19 protein-coding genes are annotated in these 17,410 nt (G+C 44.2%); 10 read left to right on the forward strand and 9 right to left on the reverse strand.

Features of this window, described 5'->3' with window-relative positions; all coding sequences use genetic code 11:
• Window positions 1–45 precede the first annotated feature (45 nt).
• The 3 genes from JGK07_RS30665 to def form a co-directional block, all read right to left on the reverse strand.
• Entirely contained in the window at window positions 46–534 is a 489-nt protein-coding gene (locus JGK07_RS30665; protein WP_293198923.1) for an FHA domain-containing protein, read from the reverse strand.
• 248 nt (window positions 535–782) lie between these two features.
• Entirely contained in the window at window positions 783–983 is a 201-nt protein-coding gene (locus JGK07_RS30670) for a hypothetical protein (protein WP_293187114.1), read from the reverse strand.
• Window positions 983–1,543 carry a peptide deformylase gene (gene def / locus JGK07_RS30675; protein ID WP_293187112.1) on the reverse strand — a complete coding sequence of 187 codons (561 nt, stop codon included), beginning with the start codon at window positions 1,541–1,543 and terminating at the stop codon, window positions 983–985. The genes JGK07_RS30670 and def overlap by 1 nt, the downstream gene beginning before the upstream one ends.
• Window positions 1,544–1,644: 101 nt before the next feature.
• On the opposite strand from def, the gene JGK07_RS30680 reads away from it, so the two are divergent.
• Complete coding sequence (locus tag JGK07_RS30680; protein ID WP_293187111.1) at window positions 1,645–2,157, forward strand: DUF1648 domain-containing protein; 513 nt, start codon at window positions 1,645–1,647, stop codon at window positions 2,155–2,157.
• Between the two features lie 237 nt (window positions 2,158–2,394).
• Here the strand turns inward: JGK07_RS30680 and JGK07_RS30685 are convergent, their stop codons facing one another.
• The gene (locus JGK07_RS30685; protein WP_293192661.1) at window positions 2,395–2,850 is read right to left on the reverse strand and encodes an aspartyl protease; all 456 of its coding nucleotides are present in this window, start codon (window positions 2,848–2,850) and stop codon (window positions 2,395–2,397) included.
• 119 nt (window positions 2,851–2,969) lie between these two features.
• Between JGK07_RS30685 and JGK07_RS30690 the strand changes: the two genes are divergently transcribed.
• Window positions 2,970–4,265, forward strand: coding sequence for a pentapeptide repeat-containing protein (locus JGK07_RS30690; RefSeq protein ID WP_293187109.1), 1,296 nt, complete (start codon window positions 2,970–2,972; stop codon window positions 4,263–4,265).
• A gap of 96 nt (window positions 4,266–4,361) precedes the next feature.
• Window positions 4,362–5,510: a mannosyltransferase family protein gene (locus tag JGK07_RS30695; protein WP_293192663.1), complete on the forward strand. Its 1,149-nt coding sequence runs from the start codon at window positions 4,362–4,364 to the stop codon at window positions 5,508–5,510.
• A gap of 155 nt (window positions 5,511–5,665) precedes the next feature.
• Here JGK07_RS30695 and JGK07_RS30700 read toward each other — a convergent pair whose 3' ends face one another.
• Window positions 5,666–6,259: a TenA family protein gene (locus JGK07_RS30700; protein ID WP_293231324.1), complete on the reverse strand. Its 594-nt coding sequence runs from the start codon at window positions 6,257–6,259 to the stop codon at window positions 5,666–5,668.
• Between the two features lie 168 nt (window positions 6,260–6,427).
• Here JGK07_RS30700 and JGK07_RS30705 point away from each other — a divergent pair, with 168 nt between their 5' ends.
• Window positions 6,428–8,365 carry a hypothetical protein gene (locus JGK07_RS30705; protein WP_293186185.1) on the forward strand — a complete coding sequence of 646 codons (1,938 nt, stop codon included), beginning with the start codon at window positions 6,428–6,430 and terminating at the stop codon, window positions 8,363–8,365.
• Between the two features lie 55 nt (window positions 8,366–8,420).
• Entirely contained in the window at window positions 8,421–9,389 is a 969-nt protein-coding gene (locus tag JGK07_RS30710; protein ID WP_293186186.1) for a glycosyltransferase family 2 protein, read from the forward strand.
• Between the two features lie 85 nt (window positions 9,390–9,474).
• Here JGK07_RS30710 and JGK07_RS30715 read toward each other — a convergent pair whose 3' ends face one another.
• Together JGK07_RS30715 and JGK07_RS30720 are read right to left on the reverse strand one after the other, a co-directional pair.
• Window positions 9,475–10,383: a DMT family transporter gene (locus JGK07_RS30715; protein ID WP_293186187.1), complete on the reverse strand. Its 909-nt coding sequence runs from the start codon at window positions 10,381–10,383 to the stop codon at window positions 9,475–9,477.
• Window positions 10,384–10,702: 319 nt separating this feature from the next.
• Window positions 10,703–10,942, reverse strand: a complete 240-nt coding sequence (locus JGK07_RS30720; RefSeq protein WP_293186188.1) for a hypothetical protein — start codon at window positions 10,940–10,942, stop codon at window positions 10,703–10,705.
• Between the two features lie 557 nt (window positions 10,943–11,499).
• On the opposite strand from JGK07_RS30720, the gene JGK07_RS30725 reads away from it, so the two are divergent.
• The 3 genes from JGK07_RS30725 to ruvC all read left to right on the forward strand — a co-directional run bounded on the left by JGK07_RS30725 (window position 11,500) and on the right by ruvC (window position 14,654).
• The gene (locus tag JGK07_RS30725; protein ID WP_293192669.1) at window positions 11,500–12,966 is read left to right on the forward strand and encodes a PLP-dependent aminotransferase family protein; all 1,467 of its coding nucleotides are present in this window, start codon (window positions 11,500–11,502) and stop codon (window positions 12,964–12,966) included.
• A 230-nt stretch (window positions 12,967–13,196) separates the two neighbouring features.
• The gene (locus tag JGK07_RS30730) at window positions 13,197–13,796 is read left to right on the forward strand and encodes a glutathione S-transferase family protein (RefSeq protein ID WP_293192672.1); all 600 of its coding nucleotides are present in this window, start codon (window positions 13,197–13,199) and stop codon (window positions 13,794–13,796) included.
• A gap of 324 nt (window positions 13,797–14,120) precedes the next feature.
• Complete coding sequence (ruvC, locus tag JGK07_RS30735) at window positions 14,121–14,654, forward strand: crossover junction endodeoxyribonuclease RuvC (protein ID WP_293186193.1); 534 nt, start codon at window positions 14,121–14,123, stop codon at window positions 14,652–14,654.
• 36 nt (window positions 14,655–14,690) lie between these two features.
• Here ruvC and JGK07_RS30740 read toward each other — a convergent pair whose 3' ends face one another.
• Complete coding sequence (locus JGK07_RS30740; RefSeq protein WP_293198915.1) at window positions 14,691–14,828, reverse strand: hypothetical protein; 138 nt, start codon at window positions 14,826–14,828, stop codon at window positions 14,691–14,693.
• A gap of 287 nt (window positions 14,829–15,115) precedes the next feature.
• On the opposite strand from JGK07_RS30740, the gene JGK07_RS30745 reads away from it, so the two are divergent.
• Both JGK07_RS30745 and JGK07_RS30750 read left to right on the forward strand, forming a co-directional pair.
• A complete protein-coding gene (locus tag JGK07_RS30745) occupies window positions 15,116–15,418 on the forward strand; it encodes a type II toxin-antitoxin system RelE/ParE family toxin (protein ID WP_293192681.1) in 303 nt (100 codons plus the stop codon).
• A 62-nt stretch (window positions 15,419–15,480) separates the two neighbouring features.
• Window positions 15,481–15,822, forward strand: a complete 342-nt coding sequence (locus JGK07_RS30750; protein WP_293186201.1) for a helix-turn-helix transcriptional regulator — start codon at window positions 15,481–15,483, stop codon at window positions 15,820–15,822.
• A gap of 189 nt (window positions 15,823–16,011) precedes the next feature.
• On the opposite strand, the gene JGK07_RS30755 is transcribed toward JGK07_RS30750, so the two are convergent.
• Entirely contained in the window at window positions 16,012–17,031 is a 1,020-nt protein-coding gene (locus JGK07_RS30755; RefSeq protein ID WP_293243440.1) for a CHAD domain-containing protein, read from the reverse strand.
• Window positions 17,032–17,410 lie beyond the last annotated feature (379 nt).

Here is a 17,410-nt window from a genome sequence, read left to right on the forward strand (position 1 = left end):
TGAGGGACGGCTCCTTTGCTCTCTCTATCAATAGTGAGAGTATTGCTATCGCGTATGCCCTGTTTGTCCAGGGTTGTGCAGCGTAACACCGTCAGGGAATAATTGAGTTAAAGTGAGAGCGTCTTTTTCACTGACTGGAAAATTGCCCGTTTTTGTGGCTGGGTATGCGGGTTTAGTTTGGTTTGGGGTTGCGGGAGATTCAAATATGAATTCAGGGCCGTCAATACCGAGACTGATGCGATCGCCTGTTTCTAAAGTTTGGCAGCCTTCGAGCTTTTGGCCGTTGATATAAGTTCCGTTAGCGCTGTTGAGGTCGCAAATTTGCCATCTCGTCCAATTACCATGAGTTAAGGGACGGACTGCGGCATGGCGGCGGGAAACCATGCCGTGGGCGATCGACTCTAAAGCTATTTGACAATTGCGATCGCGCCCGATCGCCACTTCTCCATATTCAGAAAGTTGGTACTTGGACGCTAGCCCGGACGCAGCGCCTTTGGCGGGCACTTGTCGCAGAAATCCGATTTCATTAGTCATCAGTCAGTTGGCAGTTGGCAGTTGGCAGTTGGCAGTTGGCAGTTGGCAGTTATTAGTTATTAGTTATTTGTTATTAGTTATTTGTGATTGATGGTTGGGGAGCAGTTATTAGTTATTAGTAACAATCAATAACTCACCACTAACACCTAACAACTAGGAATCAATAACAAGTAATATAGGACAACTCACCAATAACAAATAACAAATAACAACTGACTACTGACTAATGACTGCTGACTAATGACTAATCATAAATTTGCTCTGGCATCCTGAACGGCTGCATAGAAAAATATGCCTGTGAGCGGTATGCTGAGGGCGAGGATGATGCCGGTAACTACGTTGCCGAGTTGAGCTTCTCCCGAAGACAGCTCAAAGATTGAGCCGACTGCGGCGATCGCAGTGATGCACGAAAGAGCTAACAATAAACCACTTTTTGGAGTTCCTGCCATCATACTGATTTTACGGCCTTTGGCGAAAATTTGTTCTTGACTAATTCTTCATTGAGTGCGAGCTTGTTTTCTACTCTATCTACAAACAGCACTCCGTTGAGGTGATCCATTTCGTGCTGAATTGCCCTCGACAATAAATCTGTCGCTTTCAGGGTTTGCGGGCGGCCAAATTCGTCGCGGTAGGACACTTCAATAGCTTCTGGGCGTTTGACTTCTAAATAAACTCCCGGAATGCTTAAACAGCCTTCTTGCAAGATGCAGATATCGCCGCTGCTACTTTTGATGGTGGGGTTGATCAAAACCAATGGGGGTGTGGCGGGATTGTCGGGTTCGCAGTCGAGTACGATTACTTGTTTGTTAACTCCGACTTGGGGGGCTGCCAAACCGATGCCGTCGGCACTGTACATGGTTTGCAGCATTTCTCGGACTAGCTGCCGAATTTCTGCATCGATGCTGCTGACGCGCTTTGCTGGCTGCCGCAGGACGCGATCGCCTAAAGTGTGTATTGTTAGGGGCGGTTTTTCTAACTTTTTCTTTTCAACCAAAACCTGAACCGTCATAAAACCTCGCGAGATGTTTGGAAACCCCCAACGAAAGCGGTTGGGGGATTACATGGGAACCAATACTATTATTTTCAATATTAATCTAATTTTAAGTAGCTATGACTGGAAATGCACCAAACCAACGGCCGGTGATTTCTCTGGGGCTTTCGCCTGTTTTATTGGCGGTAGAGCTTGCGGGGGCGATCGCGATTTTAGTGTCGATTTTGCCGATCGTACAGTTTTGGGCCGTTTTGCCCGATCGTATTCCAATTCACTTCGGCTTGGGGGGGCAGCCTGATGCTTTGGGCGACAAGGTGATGATTTGGATGCTGCCAGCAGTGGCTGCTATTATTTTTGTGGTTTTAACTGCGGTATCGCGCTATCCGCATACTTTTAACTATCCGGTACGGATTACTCAGGAAAATGCGCGCCGACAATATCTCTTGGGGCGAGGCCTTTTGGTTTGGCTGAAGGCGGAGATTTGTTGGCTATTTGCTTTTATAGTGCGGCAGCAAATTATTGTGGCTTTGGGAAATGCTCAAAGGTTTAGTATAGAGTTGGTTTTCGGGATGACTTTTTTGATATTTGCGACGGTTGGGGTCTATTTGGGGAGGGCTTATTTAGCTCGCTAGCTGTAGGCAAAAACTTTCACATAAAAAGGTTTGTAGTGAGGACTTTAGTCCGCATCAAAGAAAGGACTAAAGTCCTGACTACAAACTTTCACATAAAAAGGTTTGTAGTGAGGACTTTAGTCCGCATCAAAGAAAGGACTAAAGTCCTGACTACAAACTTTCACACAAAAAGGTTTGTAGTGAGAACTTTAGTCCGCATTAAAGAAAGGACTAAAGTCCTGAATACAAACCTTTTAATTAAGCCATTAGATATGTTTGCTGGTTGTTCATCGGCAATACTCGCAACCGTCGATTTTTCAAATCTGGTTCTAACCCTAGTTCTTCCATGGGAATCACGCCCAGCAAAACAGCAGCAACGCCTTCGGGCAATTCTAAACAATCAAATCTACCTTCTCTCCCTTCTACAATAATTTGAGCGTCGGCAAAAATTCGACCTTTTTTGATACCAGCCGATGTTTCTACATCTCTTTCTCCCACCTGTATTAAGCCTAACTGGCTAATAATGGGAGCTGGCAAGGAAAGTAGAGTTGCTCCGGTATCGACAACAACTTTGTCGAGTACCGCACAACGAACTTCCTCGGTAGAAATGAATCCCCGTTCTGCCATAACTAGATCGATACGATTCGTGACGGTGATTGTAGTGATTACTTGACCCATTTGTTTGCCTTGAAGATTGGGGAGTACCAGGGTCATATTATGTTACCTCTTTGAGTGTAATTACTGGATATTTCTATTGTAATGCTATCTAGAATCGTGCTTAGTTGGTTAAAATCGTTTTAGTGACCTGTTCAAGTTAGAATTTGCCTCAACGCATGACACCAGAACCCAACTCTCCTCAACCCAATCCTCCTAAGTCGAACGTGACTGTAGAAAGCCCTAACGGTGCAAGCCCTACTGTGCCGCCAGAATCAGCGACAATCGTTGCTACTGCTGAACCGGAAAAACCGCTACCGCCGCCTCCTCCAACTCGCAGGGTTTTATTGCCGCAGCAGCCCGCACAAACGACTGCTGAGATGACTGGTTCGGTGCTGACGCTGGCGGCGATCGCAGCGATGATTGTAGGACTGGCTAACGATAGCATTTGGATCGGCTTAATAGGCGCCGTCGGTGCGATCGGCATATCGCTGCGGATGATGTGGCCGAGTTGGGGCAAAATTTGGGTGCAGGTAATTCCGCCGACTTGGCGCACGCTGATCATCTCTTGCTTCGGGCTGTTAGCTGGGATTGTGGGCTTGCTGATGCTCAGCGGTACTAATACTGAACCGGGAAGCCGCAACATCCAAATCAACTGGGATGCTATCGGAGCTCTCGGCGAGTTAATTGGTGCTTTGGGTCAAATTTTGATCGCAATTTTGGGCGTTTACGTGGCTTGGCGCCAGTACGTGATCTCGAAGGATTTGACGATTCAGCAAAATCGCATTACCCAGCAGCAAACGATTGATGCTTATTTTCAAGGGGTTTCCGACTTAGCCCTTGACGAGCAAGGGTTTTTGGAAGATTGGCCGCAGGAAAGGGCGATCGCCGAAGGCCGCACCGCTGCAATTATGAGCAGTGTGGATGCTGAAGGTAAAGCGAAAATTCTGCGGTTTTTGTCGCAGTCGAGACTGATTACTCCTCTGAAGCGCGATCGGCTTTTAGGCCGCCCCATCCTTGACGGCGATGGTGGCTACGCTGAAGACAGAGATCACGGCCTCCGCGTCATCGATTTAAACGTCATGTTAGCTGGTGCTGACCTCGCTGGCACGGATTTACGGTGGACTGAGTTGAGCGAAGCCAACCTTGTCCGAGCCAATCTCAGCAAGTGCGATTTAGTGAAAGCAAACCTCTCGCGCGCTATTCTGTACGACGCCAATCTCGTTCGCGCCGACATGAGAGCCACCAAATTATTCTACGGCTCGGCAGAAATGGCATCTCCCCGCAGCCGCACGGAATTTGCCAACTATCAAACGGGTGAATATACCGGCGCTGTGGTTGAACGTGCTGATTTCACTGCTGTCAAGCGGCTGTCGGACGAGCAGCGCTATTACTGCTGCGCTTGGTGCGGCTCGAAGTCGCGAGAGACTATTCCCGGCGGCTGCGAAGGTATTCCCAATAAACTGGGACGCTAAAATTAGCAGTACCGCTGTACTTACGTATATATTTGGCGATCGATAGGCAGCCGACTATACTGTATTTAAAATCAACAGTCTGGCGCTGTTTTAGCGATGACAAATACTGATTTAGGGCTAGAAGTAAGTCCGCGTCAAGCAGGCACTAAAAGCAGAGATGGGTTAATTTTTGTAATTACTATGTGGTTGCTGAGCCGATCGGTAATTGCGATCGGGATGCAGCTAATTGCCCCCTTCCTGTACCATCACTCGCTGCTCTACCAGTCTCAGGACTCAACGCCTTTTGTGGCGGGCTTTATTCCCAAAAGTGGCTGGGAGTTGTTCTCCCATTGGGACGGCGAATGGTACACCAAAATCGCTACCCTAGGCTACTCCTACGCCGATGACGGAGAGCAACATTCTGTTGCCTTCTATCCGCTGTTTCCCTTGCTAATTCGGGGGCTGATGACCCTCGGAATGCGATCGGACGCAGCAGGGGTATTAATCAACTCTTTTGCATTTTTGGGCGCATTAGTGCTGATTTATTTTTGGGTAGAACAGCGATACGATACTGGTGTTGCCAAATGGACAACCGCTATGCTAGCTTGGTGTCCGTTCTCGCTATTTTGCACTGTCATGTATACAGAAGGATTGTTTCTGTTTCTGACAGCATCTGCTTTGCGATCTTTTGAGAGGGGCGAGTATATTTGGGCTGCTGTTTGGGGAGCTTTGACAACTGCTACTAGGGGGCCGGGAGTAGCACTGATACCTGCTTTTTTGCTGACAGCTTGGAGGGAAAAAAGACCTCCACTTGCTTATTTTGCAGGTTTGGCTAGCGCTCTTGGGATATTTTCATTTAGTATATATTGTGCTATTAGATTTGGAGATGCTTTAGCATTTGTTCATGTTCAAAAGGGATGGGTTCAGCCGAGTTGGTTCGAGGTATTGATTCAAGCTCTCAAATTGAAGGTATCTGCTATCAGTAGAATTGTGATGATTTTTGGCAGCGGCTATTTATTATGGTTTTTGCACAAAAGGCTTACCACTATTGTTTTGACTTACGGTTTTTGCTCTTTAGCACTGCTGCTTAATTCCGGAGCTTTGCGATCGGTAAACCGCTACGCTTACGGTATGCTGCCGCTTTCAATAGCTCTCGGCTTGTTGCTAGCAGCTAAGCCTCGTTGGGGTTACGGGTTGATGGGATTGTTTGGTATATTTCTGCTGTACGTTTCCGTCAGATTTGCAGGTTGGCTGTGGGTAGCTTAGGGGCGATAGTTGGCGAGCATCTCTTGAAAAAACTTAATTTACCAGAAATAATTGGTTGAAAGCCGGAACACGAGTGAGGGAGAAATGAAAATCAGACTATTCATTACTCCAATCCTCGGACTTAAGGGTAGAGGTCGCTCTCAAACTGTCAACTGTCAACTGTCAACTGTCAAAGCGTAGCGATAGGTTGCTTCTACTTCCGGTATAGATTCGGCATAGCGATCGACCAAACTTTCCAGCCGTGAAGCTAAAATCTCAAACTCAGGGCTGCTATAGGTGACAATCCAGTCGCTCAAGGCGTGTTTTGGTATATTAGGCTTGGCTAACTGCTGTCCCAAAAAAGCATACAACCGCAAGCAAGGAGTCATCGCCGCTACTGTCAAACCGACACCGCTTCCCCAGGCAGTTGCTAATAAAAAATCCGTGTAGCGGCGGGTAGCAATTCCCGGTTTAGCCTCTTGCAAGTTTACACCCCATTTCGCTGCATATCCTTGATGCAAGCGAAGTTCTTCTAAAACGCCACTCCCGAGATTGTGGAGGATTTCAAATCCCTCCCAGTCGGGTGCTTTTGCCGCAGCGATACTGTAAGCGCGAGCAAATGCTCCCAGAAAAAATGCGTCTTGTGCAACATAATATGCAAAACTATTTTGGGGGAGGCTGCCGTCAGCAATGCCTCTGAGAAAGGGATGTTGCAGACAAGCTTCGCTTAAGTCTTGATTTGCTTGCCACAGATAGTTAGAACTTGTCATGAATTTTTTAATTTATCGGTGGTTATGATGGTAATTGTTATATGACTTACAGAAATCACTCGGTTTCTCGTAGAAATATTGGGGAAAGACAACGATGAATCTACTCACAAACCAGGTTTTTAGCCTCCGGGCCCTGAGTACCCTGTCTTAGAGTCCACCTCAAAATCTATGATAACAAATATATTTGGCTTGATTCCATTGGTGACTCTGGGCATTTTGTGGCTTATATTTCAGAAAATAGATAAGTGTTGGCGCAGTGCTATTTTGTCCGCAGCAATTGTTTGGGGAGTTATAGTTGCTTTGTCTACTGAAATTTTGAGTTTATTTAGGTTGCTGACTTTTGAGTGGGTGTTTGGGCTGTGGTTGGTAGCAAATATTCTCGGCTTGATGGTTTATCTAAAATTTAAACCTGTCAAGCCAATTTTTGAGAAAAGTCAAGAGGAGAAATTTTCTAGTGTATTAGTCGGGTTGCTAGGCGGTGTATTTTTTATTTTTGCTGCGGTTGGTTTAGTTGCTGTAGTTGCACCGCCTAACAATTGGGATTCTATGACTTATCACATGAGTCGGGTTGCTCACTGGATGCAAAACCGCAGTGTCGAGCATTATCCCACTTCTTACGTGCCGCAGTTGTATCACCCGCCTGGGGCTGAGTTTGCGATTATGCACTTTCAGATTTTAACCGGGGGCGATCGCTTTGCTAATTTGGTACAGTGGTTGAGTATGGTGGGAAGTGCGATCGCAGTTTCTTTAATTGCTAAGCAACTGGGGGCAAATGGGCGGGGTCAAGTTTTTGCAGCAGTCTTTGCTGCGACTTTGCCGATGGGTATCCTTCAGGGTTCTAGCACTCAAAACGATTATGCTGTATGTTTCTGGGTAGTGTGTTTTGTTTCCTGCGGTTTAGCTGGACTCTCGGCAGGAATAACAGGGATTAATACTTTCAAAATCGGTGCGAGTTTGGGTCTGGCTCTCTTGACAAAAACGACAGCTTATATATTTTGTTTGCCTTTTATTATTTGGTTTTTTGTAGGAGGAATTCAAGGTTTTCGGGGGAAAATGCTGCAACCTATTTTGATAATAGCCGGTGTGACTTTTGTATTGAATGTCGGTCACTTTTGGCGAAATTACGATTTGTTCGGTTATGCGATCGGAGCGCCAGAAAGTTTTACCAAAGAATATAAAATTGAAGCAATTACTCTGCCAACTTTCCTGTCAAATGTCATTAGAAATTTAGGTATGCAAGCTGGTACGAGGATTTCCCGGATTAACGGTGCGATTGTCGGAGTGATTAACGTGCTGCACCGAATACTGGGCGTAGCGACAAACGACGCACGCATCACTTGGCCTCCCGGACAAGTATTTGCGATCGCCACACCCTCATTTAATGAAAATACAGCTACCAATCCCATTCACTTTGGGCTGATATTTGCCAGCATTACACTTATACTTAAAAATCCTATTTGGCAAAAAACAAAAATAGTGATAACTTATTTGATTGCTGTAATAATGACATTTTTACTTATCTGCTTCCTTCTGAAATTACAACCTTGGCACAGCCGCCATCACCTGTCAATATTTGTATTATTTTCGCCAATATTTGGATTGGTAGTATCGCAATTATCAAATCATAAAAACGCAAATTATCTGGTGGCAATTCTGATTTTAATGTCGCTACCGTGGGTTTTTCACAACAACTTTAGACCTCTCGTGGGAGATGGTAACATTTTTAATAGCAGCAGACACGATCTTTACTTTACAAGCCGCCCGAATATCGAGGTTGCTTACAATACAGCAGTAGATTTTGTTAAAGCTCAAAACTGCACGAATATAGGACTTTCTTTTTGGGCTAAAAATGCCTGGGAATATCCCTTGTGGGTGATGTTTCCAGAGCCGGGAAAACCAGCACCTCGCATTGAACATATTTCTACTATCGATCCTGTTGTCAAGCAAAAATTAAATTCCGAACCTTACAAAAGTTTTATCCCTTGTGCGATAATTTACCAGTCTACAAAAAATGACGGCAAACAAGGAAAAGAGATAGTCCTCAAAAATCAAACTTACGCACAAAAATGGTCGATGGAGCCGCTGAGCGTGTTTGTGAAAAAATAAAGTTTTGATTTATTTGATTTAACCGTTGACACCAGATTTTACAACACAAACTGAGATGAACAATATACCTAAGTATTCCTTGATAATTCCCATCTATAATGAAGAAGAAAATCTCCCAGAATTGTACCGACGAATTAGTGCTGTGATGGATCGAATGGACGGCGCTGTAGAATTAATTTTAATCAATGATGGCAGCCGCGATCGCTCTCTGGAAATTTTGCGAGAATTGCACGAACAAGACTCGCGAATTTGTTACCTCAGTTTGGCGCGCAATTTCGGTCACCAAATAGCTGTAACTGCTGGATTAAATTTTTCTAGCGGTCAAGTTGTAGTCATCATGGACGGCGATTTGCAAGACCCGCCAGAGCTAATTCTAGATATGGTAGAACAGTGGCGTCTCGGGTATCAAGTTGTTTACGCTCAGCGCACTCAACGCCGTCAAGAAGGTTGGTTTAAGCGGTTGCCTGCTTATATGTATTATCGCATTTTGCGGAATCTTGCTGATGTTGATATTCCCATAGATACGGGGGATTTTTGTTTGATGGATCGGTGTGTAGTGGATGTGCTCAATGCTATGCCAGAACGCAATCGCTACATTCGGGGACTGCGGGCTTGGATTGGTTTCAAACAAACTGCGGTTAAGTTTGAACGAGATCCGCGTTTTGCTGGCGATGTTAAGTATACCTTCAGCAAATCTTTTGCTTTGGCGATGAACGGTTTAGTCTCTTTTTCAAAGGTTCCTTTGCAACTGTCGATTTATTTGGGTTTATTTTCGGCTTTGGTGTCTGTTTTAATGGCTTTTCTGGTTTTGTACTGGCGTCTTTTCTCTCCGGGTGCGGCATTAAGTGGTTTGACAATTATAATTATGGCGGTTTTCTTTTTGGGTGCGGTGCAGTTGGTCAGTATTGGGATTTTGGGCCAGTATATTGGGCGGATTTATGAGGAGGTGAAGGGCAGGCCACTTTATACGCTGGCTGAAGTTGCTGGTTTTGCCGATCGCCAAAACAAACAAAAATCATCTTAGCAAACAACAGTTGACGAATCTTGCCTAAATCGTCTAATTTGTGTTATGAGTTAAACGATCGCGCCCCACGCAAATTTCCTGCACATCACAAATTTGCTGCCTGCTTAATTGATGCTTTTTTACCCGCTGCGACGCAGGCTACCACTAAACAAGCGCTGCCTAGGGCGATCGGCTTAACAGTTTCACCAAGCAAAATAGCGGATGCCAGAATAGTCAAAAATGGTTGCAATAGCTGAATTTGCCCTACCCTGGCAACTCCGCCAATGGCCATCCCCTCATACCAGGCAAAAAATGCTACAAATTGACTGACAAAACTCACATAGGCAAAACCCAACCACGCCGTCGGTGCAGCGACTAATCCTTGTTTTAAAACCACAAATATTGTCGGCAAAACCTCGAAGGGAGCGATAACTATCAATGCCCAACAGATAACTTGCCATCCACCTAAAGTTTTAGCTAATCGCCCACCTTCGGCATAACCAAAAGCAGCAGCAATGACTGATGCAAATAAAGCTAAATCTGCGGTTTGGAGTTGCCCTGCACCACTAATAATTCCAAAACAAACAACGGTTAAACTTCCGGCGATACTAGCAACCCAAAACCGAGAAGATGGCCGATCGCCCGATCGCAAAACTCCCCCTATTGCTGTTGTCAATGGCAAGATTCCCAATACTACAGCACCGTGGGCGGCAGGTACTCGCTGCATTGCCCAGGCTGATAATAGCGGAAATCCGACAACCACTCCCAATCCGACAACTAATAAACTCCACAATTGCCGTTTAGAGGGAATAGCCTGATGTGTTATTTTTAAAGTAACTGCTGCTAGTATAGCTGCTACTAATCCGCGTCCTAAGCCTACAAAAATAGGGTCTAAATCCTGCACTGCGGCTCTGGTTGCTGGCAGTGTTAAGCTGAATCCAACTACGCCTAGGAAACCGTAAATTAGCCCGATTGTTTCTCGATCGAATTGAAGATGTTTCCAGTGTAGTTTCATTTTTTACCTGTGAAGTAGACTTGTTTTTTTAACAAAGTGCAGAGGCGTAAGAAGAAATTAAAATCGGGAGCATCCCATTTTTGCTTTCAGATGGCGGACAGTTGCATCAGAATAGTATATTTGGATCGCAGCAGTGCGAGCGTCTCGCTCGCGAACCCTGCCACGAGCGAGACGCTCGCACTGTGTAAAAAACGCTTTTTACCAAATTGGGATGCTCCCTTAAAATCAGACTATTCATTACTCCAATACTCGGACTTAAGGGTAGATGTCGCTCTCAAACTGTCAACTGTCAACTGTCAACTGTCAACTGTCAACTGTCTTACCAGACTGCCAAAATCAGTGGCATATTGTTGAGAGCGGAGATGACAGCAAAGTTTTTGCTCGGTGGAAGCGATGATTTTTCTGGACTGTGCAAGATGATGTCCTGTTTGTCAAGTGTGATCCAAGCAATTCCTGACAAGACTTGAATTTCTTGATGATTTTGAGGCAACCTGTACACCTCGTTTTTCATGAGGATTATGCGATCTGGCGCTGCACATTCGGAATATCTTTGAAGCATAGCATCTCCTTGATAATTAACAATCAAAAAGTCACAAATTTTCCCTCAATATCCTAGGAACGGGTTAAATATAGCCTTTCTCAAAAAGATGAAGTATGACTGACAGCTTATATAACCGCTTAGACAAAGAGGGCTGAAGCCCAACAACATACCTCACCTATCTGAGAAGGGCTATAAGTTCCTTGAAAACTGCAAATTATCCCTAAGGTTGTGTTCCCACAACCAACTTGCTAGATGAGCAAGCGAACTCTTAAACTCGCACTCCTAAAAAACGATTTTTACAAAAGCATTTTGCTCTCAAATAGAAGTATTAATTCACTTTAATCAAAAAACTGGAATCTGTGAAGATACGGTTTGGGAAACTTTGATCGGTACAGTTGCTCAATCCACCAACTGTTTTGGTAAAATATCTGAAAACTGTACTGGGCCATTGGACAGAGTAATCGCTTATAGTGTGGCTATAGCGGTTTTCGGTTAGGACACGGCAGAGCGGTGTCTTGTATTTCATTGAATTGAAAATTGCGATCGCCCTGTAGTGTCACGAGCGAATATGTGCTGTGAAAATACCCCTAGACAGACAATCTCCCAAACCGATTTACTTGCAGATTCGCGATCGCCTCAGACGACTGATCCAGTCTGGGACATTACCACCTGGACAACGCTTGCCTTCAATTCGATCGCTAGCTAACACCTTGCAAGTGGCCCGATTGACAGTCATTGAAGCTTACAGCGTTTTAGAAGCAGATAGCTTGATTTATGCTCGCCAAGGCTCAGGATACTTTGTCAGCCATCAAACAGTGCCCACGCCGAGACTGGGAACGGCTTTTCCGTCGCTTCAAGATGCGATCGTCCCAGACAAAGATGGAGGCGGTTTTTGCGATCGCTTCTTGGCTTCAATTCAGGTACAATCGCAAACAGGAATTACTGACTTTAGCTCGGGTTTTCCCCGTCCTTGGGGATTGCAAGACTTGCAAAAAATCGCCAGACGAGCCGTCACCGAAGCCGGAGATACACTCTTCAGATACGGTTTTCCTGGGGGACAGCCGATTTTGCAGCAACAAATTGCTCAAATGTTGGTGCAACAAGGACTCGATATTGCTCCAGAACAATTGATTCTGACTAACGGATCTCAGCAGGGATTGTCTTTAGCGATGCGTCACTATGTCCAAGCTGGCGATCGGGTAATTGTAGAAGCACCAACTTATCACGGAGCACTTGCTATTTTAGAAGATATAGGAGCTAAAATTGTCGGCATTCCCATGACTGGAGAAGGGATGAATTTAGCTATCCTAGAATCTTGTCTCCAGACTCACCGCCCTAAATTAATTTACACGATCAGCACGCTGCACAATCCTACTGGGCTGACAACTTCTCAAACTCATCGCCAGCAGTTATTAGCATTAGCCAGTCAATATGAATGTGCCATTTTAGAAGATAACGCTTACGAAGGACTAAATTTTCAGCCTGTTCCTGCGCCTATCAAAGCCTTTGACCAGCAAAACCTGGTAACATATATTGGGACTTTCTCGAAAACTCTAATCCCAGGTCTGCGAGTTGGTTGGATTATCGTTCCAGATGTCAACTATCAGGCGATTATGAGACAAAAATTATTGCACGATTTTCACGTATCAACTATTTCTCAGGCTATAGTTAGTGAATATCTGGCTTCCGGTCATTACCGCCGACATTTGAATCAGATTCGGATGCAAAACTTGCAGAGTCGAAATGCCATGCTGCAAGCTTTGGAGCGTTACTTTCCCCAGGAAGCCAGTTGGACAGTCCCTGAAGGTGGATTGTTTTTATGGGTGCATTTACCGAATTGCCTGTCAGTGCAAAAAATTTGTCAAGAGGCTTTATCTCAGGGTATTTTGATTGCTTGCGGTACAGCATTTTTTCCCGATCGCAAAGGCTATCCAGCAATGCGATTGAATTTCTCTCTTTTGCCTGAAGAAATTGAACGGGGTATAGCCATTGTTGGTAAGTTACTCCAGCGACATATGATATCAAGCTTGAAAGCAGTATGAATGATATAGCGGTTCTCAAAAAAGTAAGGTACGTTGTTGGGCTTCAGCCCTCTTATATTTATTATATAGTAAGCGAGGTCGCATCAAAAACTCCATTTATAATCATACCTCATCTTTCTGAGAAAGGCTATATATCGCAATCCTTGTCGGATATATTAATCTCTCTCTCTTTCTTTTTTCTGCTTCTCTTCGTCTGTCTAATCTGCGGTTAGTTCAAAACAAGAATACTTATGTTCAAACTCTACGAATATTCCCCTTCGGGAAATTGCTATAAAGTTCGCTTGCTCTTAACTCAGCTCAATATTCCCTTCGATCGCACAGAAATTAATATTCTCCAAAAAGAAAGTCGCACACCCGAATTTTTGGTCAAAAATCCCAATGGCCGCATTCCGGTTTTAGAGATTGTACCGGGTAAATTTCTCTTTGAATCGAATGCAATTATGTTTTACTTGAGCGAAGAAACTGAGTTTTTCCCCAGCGATAAATTTGAACGCGCTCAAGTCATGCAGTGGTTGTTTTTTGAACAGTACAGTCACGAACCTTTTATTGCAACTTCTCGTTTTTGGTATTTGACAGGGAAAGCTGAGGAATATCAAGCAGCACTGCAACAGAAACAAGCACCGGGTTATGCTGCTTTGGGGGTGATGGAACAGCATTTAGAAAAAAATGAGTTTTTTGTGGGCGATCGCTATTCTATTGCTGACATAGGTTTATTTGCTTACACTCACGTTGCTGCCGAAGGCGGATTTGATTTGACGGGGTTTCCGGCAATTAAAACTTGGATAGAGCGAATCAAGAATCAGCCTCGATATATTAGCATTACAGATTAAGATTGCAGTTGGCTGCATTCTGGCATTACAATGTAAGTATAATGCCATAAAGTCTCCTATGAATCGACGCTTATTTTTGCTTTGTAGTATTTAAATAAAGAAGTAAAATTGTGAATACTATCATTGATCGTATTATATTAATCCAATATATTGTCCAATAAAAGCATAAAACTATCGTCGCAATCAAGAATTTTGTTGTATAATTTAAACAGATTGCCGGACTTTATATTGAAGGATATAATAATTGAAACCGAGAATCTTTACGCAAGGTTTTCGGGTGCAATTAATCGGATTTAATATGAGAAAAACAATCAATAATTGTGAATGAAAACACGAATTTTAGGATTAGATCCGGGCTTGGCAAATCTTGGCTACGGCGCAATTTCTTGTCATATTATCCCCGGCAAACAAGACGAAAATAGCGTTTCCCTGATTGATTGCGGCGTGATTAAAACAACGCCTAAGCAGGAAATGGGACAGCGCCTAAAAACAATTTATGAAGATTTGCACACGGTAATTGATGAGGTAAAACCAGATTTAGCAATTGCCGAAAAACTGTTTTTTTACAAAATGGGAAATACCATACTTGTAGCCCAAGCACGGGGCGTTTTGACGCTAGTATTGGCTCAGTGCGGAGTGCCGCTGTTTGAGTTTACGCCTGCTCAAATTAAGCAAGCTTTGACTGGCCGCGGCAATGCTGATAAATCGGAAGTGCAAGAGGCTGTGGCGCGGGAGTTGGAGTTGGGTTATATTCCGAAACCTGATGATGCGGCAGATGCTTTGGCGGTGGCTTTGACTGGTTGGTACGATGATGATATTTGTCCGAAAAAAATACCCTTGGAAACTGGAAAAATTTGATTTGAGGGCTGGCAAATTAATACAATCCCAGGTATGCTAGGAAGGTAGGAAATAACAAATCTGACATGAAGAGAATTCGTCTAAATAGAGTTCTGTTGCTTCTTTCAGATTGGCGATCGCTTCTTCAATAGTTTCACCCGGGCTAGCTGTTCCCACTTCAGGGCATTCTGCCACATAAATATCTTTTCCCCAATAAACGATTGTTGTAAAGATACATTGTTGTAAAGATACGAGGCATATTTTTTACGATGCTTACTTAGTTTTCACTCTAATCATTATTTTGGCAAATCGGGCGATCGCCCTTTCTTTCCTAAAGTGCGATCGCTCTTTTTTTGAGTATTCCTAACTATGTCGATCCAACACTATAGGCGATTTTTACGGCTTTGACAATCTTTGATGATATCGGGTATATTGCCACTATGTCTGATTTGACATTTAATCTAAAACAACCTAAACTATAGATGGTAGATTCAGAAAGTAAACCCATTGTCTGGCTTAGTGGTGAAGTAAAAACACCCCCCTTTTCTACTGATGCGCGTATTCAAGCCGGATTTCTGCTGCGAAAGCTACAGGATGGCGAAAACCTATCCATGCCATTATCTCGTCCTATGCCAAGTATCGGAGAGCGTTGTCACGAGCTGCGTATAAGCGATTCAGAGACAAGCAAGGATTGGCGCATCATTTATCGAATTGATGTAGATGCTATTATTCTCTTAGATGTATTTAACAAAACCACAAATAAAACACCGAAATTTATAATATAAAAATGTAAAAAACGATTGAAACAATACGACCTAATTTGAATTGATATCGGGAAGGTATTTTTATGGATCAAGCTAAACGCCAACGCTTAGAAGCAGCCGGATGGACTATTGGCACTGTAGAGGAATTTCTCGGACTTTCGCCAGAAGAAACAGCATTCATCGAAATGAAACTTGCACTTAGTAAAGCCATCAAGCAAAACCGGATTAGCCAACAGATGACGCAGCACGAGCTTGCCCAAAGAATTAAGTCTAGCCAGTCAAGGGTTGCTAAAATGGAATCTGGCGATCCTTCCGCTTCCCTCGATCTTCTTGTTCGCACTTTGCTCACCTTTGGTGCTACACGTCAAGACATTGCTGAGGTAATCCTTAACAGTGCTTCCTCACAGATATCTCCTCTTAACTGAGTTAGCATTCAAGTTCGATCGCCCTTTCTTTAACTTCATCCGCAAGAGCGATCGCCCTTTCTTGAGTTACACGATGAAGGACACGGCAGTGCCGTTTCCCTACGAATATCTGTTATTTTAGGTCATATTTGTAGGGACACGGTAATGCCGTGTCCGGCTTCTAATCCCCGCTGTCTGCAAGCAAAAAACCTAATTTGGGTGTGGCGAATGCACCTTAGCAGCATCATCAACCACAGGATGAATTAAGGTCGATCGCAAATCTTGCCTAATTTCCGATTTCAAATACTTGCGCTGCAAAACCTGCCATTTTTGCCAAGCCCCGTAGCGTTTTTCTGCGAACAAACCAGCCAGTTTCGGCAACTCTTTTTGCAAATCGCGATCGACAAAATCTGTCAGAAACTCCCCTAAAACTTCACAGTCTTGAATATCGCCCAAACATTCCTGAACAGCTTTTACATCTTCGACATAAGCTTCATAAGTCGGGCCGTAAAAATCGCCAAACAGATTCATCAAATAGCGAACCCGCTTAGCTTGCTTCCGCAAATCGTGCAGAATTGTTCCCTCCGCTGCTAGCTTTTCTTCCACAGCCTCAGCAGTCAAATCATCAGCAACTTTAACTTTGCCATCCTGATATTCGGTGCCCAGCAGCCAAGCCGGATGCAGGAAAAATTCGCTGACTTGAGGTAACAGCAAATCCGGCAAAACCTCAGCAATTGGCAAATGTTCGATCGCCCGAAACTGCGGTTTTTCTACCCAATTCTCGATCGACTCTTTCAGCGACTGGTAACTTTTGTGTTCCAAAACAGCCCTCACCCGTTTCAAAGCCCGACGGCGCTGTTTGAGCAAACTCAACAAAGCCTCATCCAAAACTTCCTGTTCGTCAGTCGGCAAATTCGGGTAATAGCGGTTTTGGAGACTTTCGAGCATCACATCCAAATCTCTGAGCGTTCCCAGAATCCGCCCCACCTTACCAATTTTGCGTTCAGAAGCTGCTTTTGGCAAGTCTAAAACCGGAGCAAAACCCGTTACAGCCGATCGCAAACGCCGCATTCCGACTCGCATTTGATGAAGTTCTTCTGCATCTTTGTCTTTGAGAACTTCAGCCTCGTGCTCTACTGCTTTGCGGAAATATTTCTCGATCGCACCAGAGGCTGCGTCTCCGAGAGTTTTGACTTGATTTTTAACTTTTGCTGATGTTTTTACGTTCATGGTTGATGTAGAGTCCACTTTCGCGATCGACTTTAATTTTGATTTCAAGGCTTTTCTAATAAGGTGTTACATCCTAGCACACACTTTTCATTGATGAACCACAGCAATAATAAATCTTAATGTAAAGTGCTTGACAATTTATCCAAAGTCAGCATTTAGTAATACCAAATCCGGGTTATTCATCCCCGTTATAAATTGTAGGGTGCGTCGTTGACTGGCAGCCCGGTGGAGGGCGAGAATTCTTCGTAGCGATGCACCCTACGTCTCTGAGATCGTAAAGGGGGTTTGAAACTGTAACTTAATTTATGGACAAAGCTACCCATCCTTGACTATTTGGGTAGCTTTGTCCGCAACTCGGGCGATCGCACGAGACTATTTG

It is taken from the genome of Microcoleus sp. PH2017_24_DOB_U_A (assembly GCF_020738205.1).
GTDB lineage: Bacteria > Cyanobacteriota > Cyanobacteriia > Cyanobacteriales > Microcoleaceae > Microcoleus.